The sequence below is a fragment of the Acinetobacter sp. YH01006 genome (genome assembly GCF_013420445.1).
Taxonomy (GTDB): Bacteria; Pseudomonadota; Gammaproteobacteria; order Pseudomonadales; family Moraxellaceae; genus Acinetobacter; species Acinetobacter pseudolwoffii.
Genome location: NZ_VOYB01000064.1, coordinates 1 through 2,485 on the forward strand (window position 1 = coordinate 1; position 2,485 = coordinate 2,485).

Annotated in this window: 4 protein-coding genes; all 4 read left to right on the forward strand. The window is 39.9% G+C overall.

The genetic code is table 11. From position 1 onward, the window contains the following. Positions 1-374, forward strand: a 374-nt coding sequence (locus tag FTT73_RS15990) for a hypothetical protein (RefSeq protein WP_218955715.1), incomplete at its 5' end; no start/stop codon positions are given. Then, positions 367-657, forward strand: coding sequence for a hypothetical protein (locus FTT73_RS15995; RefSeq protein ID WP_180191662.1), 291 nt, complete (start codon positions 367-369; stop codon positions 655-657). The genes FTT73_RS15990 and FTT73_RS15995, both read left to right, overlap by 8 nt. A gap of 84 nt (positions 658-741) precedes the next feature. Further along, a complete protein-coding gene (locus tag FTT73_RS16000) occupies positions 742-1,776 on the forward strand; it encodes a protein rep (RefSeq protein ID WP_257232892.1) in 1,035 nt (344 codons plus the stop codon). Between the two features lie 243 nt (positions 1,777-2,019). Next, entirely contained in the window at positions 2,020-2,205 is a 186-nt protein-coding gene (locus FTT73_RS16005; protein WP_180191663.1) for a hypothetical protein, read from the forward strand. Positions 2,206-2,485: the final 280 nt, after the last annotated feature.

Sequence of the window (2,485 nt, forward strand, 5' to 3'; positions counted from 1 at the left end):
TTTATGATTCATTTGTGAATCACATTCCTATATATGAAAAATCAGGTGAGAATATGCAAATTGATGAACCAACAAACTTCCAAGTATTCATGGCAGAAGTAAACAAGACAGCAAAGACAGAAAGTATTGGTGTTTACCATCAAGTACCTTTCCGTATGGCTCGATGGAACTTTGCACGACTGGAAGGCCTCCGTAATCACATGGGAGAACCTCGAAACAAAGTTCTTAACTCACTAATCGAAATTGCTTTAGATCAGGTATTTGAACAACTTGAGCATGGCAGTAAAGAGATCCGTCGTTCTGTTCTTGAGGAAGTTTCCAAAGTTCTCGAATCAATTGAACATGATGGTTCTGGGAGCTTAGACAATGATTAATCTACAAGGAACTCTAATCAATGCTTTCCGTGTGGATGGTGGTAAAGGTAAAGACGGCAAAGAATATGAAGCGCGTGACAAGGTGCAAATTCTTGGTTCGTTGGAACTCCCAAACGGGGAAATTAAACACGAACTTGTTGACCTAACAGTTGAGGATTCTCGACTGTTTGAACCATTCAAAAATCAGGTTATTAGCATCTCATGTGGTGCTATGGCTATCGGTCGTAATGTTGTTTTTTATGTTCGCAAAGGCGCGAAACCAGTTTTAGCAGAACAAATGTGAAACACGAAAAAAAACAGTGAGTTAGCCTTGGCTTCTCGCTGTTTTTTCTTTCTCTTGATACTATTAACTAAAGTGGGGATGAAATTGACTAAAAAAGACAATAAAAAAGCCCATAATTCTGACACTTTGGCGGGTGATGAATTACAGGCTTTGCAATCTGCAAACGCAGATCAACACAGGGATAGAATATCACGTTTTGGACTTTTGAAACATAGAGCGAAACTACAAGAACAATATTTGTGGACGCAAGTTGATTTCAAATCTGAAGGCGAAGACGATCTATCCAATAAGGCTCTTAAGGCTGCAACAAAATTAAAAGGTTGTGGTCAGTTTCTTATATTCAGAAATTACTACACCATCGACCAAGTTAAGCTCGAAAAATTCCACGTATGCGGACAGCATTTGCTATGCCCCATGTGTGCAGGTATTCGCGCTGCACGTTCAATGAAACGCTATTTAGACCGTATCCATGAATTAATGCGTCAGAATCCGCGTTTAAAGCCCGTCCTGATCACTTTAACGGTCAAGAATGGGGAAGACCTAGAAGAACGCTATAATCACCTTACAAGCTCATTTAGAACGCTTCTATCGCGTTATAGGGATTACAAGAAAAAGGGTTGGGGGTTTAATCAATTCTGTAAGATTGATGGCGCTTTCTATACCACTGAATACACTTACAACGATAAAACTAAGCAATGGCATCCGCATATTCATATTTTTGCTTTACTCAATGAATGGATAGACCAGGAAGAACTTGCCGAGACCTGGCATGACATTACCCTCGATTCTTATATTGTCGATATTCGTAGAGTTAAAAAAACCAAAGAACACGGCTATAGCAAAGCTGTTGCTGAGGTATGTAAATACGCTCTTAAGTTTGGCGATCTATCAGTTGAAAACACTTGGGACGCATTTTTAACACTTAAGGGTAAACGCCTTACAGGTTCTTTCGGTTCTATGCACGGTGTCAAAATTCCAGAAAATGCAACGGATGACATGCCACTGGAGGAGCTGCCCTATATAGAAATGTTCTATCGTTTCGTATTCGATAAGAAATCCTATTACAACCTAGAAATAACAAAAGACGTAAAGCCAAACAAAAGGAATGAGGAAGGATGAACGAGGAGCTTCGACGAGGCCCGACGCCCGAATGACTTGTGAAGGCGGTACGTCAATCGGTTGTCTGTGATGTGACGTTCCGTGAACGTGCATCATCATCAGACAATCGAATAAGCAAGCCTACCCTGTAGCCACAGGACTTGTAAGGGGTTCGACCCCTTAGACCCCAAAGGGCGCACTTAGCCATTGGATTTCATCCAACGGCAGTGCTCCCCCTAATAGGATTATTGAGGAAATCATTTAATGAATACAGAAAAAGTTTATAAACTTATGGATTATTATTTAATTCAATATCGCGTAGATAAATCAGATTTGAAGTTTGGCCGTGCTCAAGGTGCTGCTAAGTTAGCTCTTGAACTTTCTATTATCACTGCTGATCAATATGTTGTTTACATTGATTCTTTGATTTGGGAACGAAATAATCCTTAGTTACAGAGGGCGCGGAGTGCGCCCGAACTGACATCATCTAAATTTCAAAACCTTCCCTTCCTGATTACAAAGCTCCCCTTAGATTCTAAGCGGGAGTTTTTAGCAATCCCGCAGGGTTGCGACAAGATTCTATTTGATTTTTATTTTATTTGGTTTATGATTCATTTGTGAATCACATTCCTATATATGAAAAATCAGGTGAGAATATGCAAATTGATGAACCAACAAACTTCCAAGTATTCATGGCAGAAGTAAACAAGACAGCAAAGACAGAAAGTAT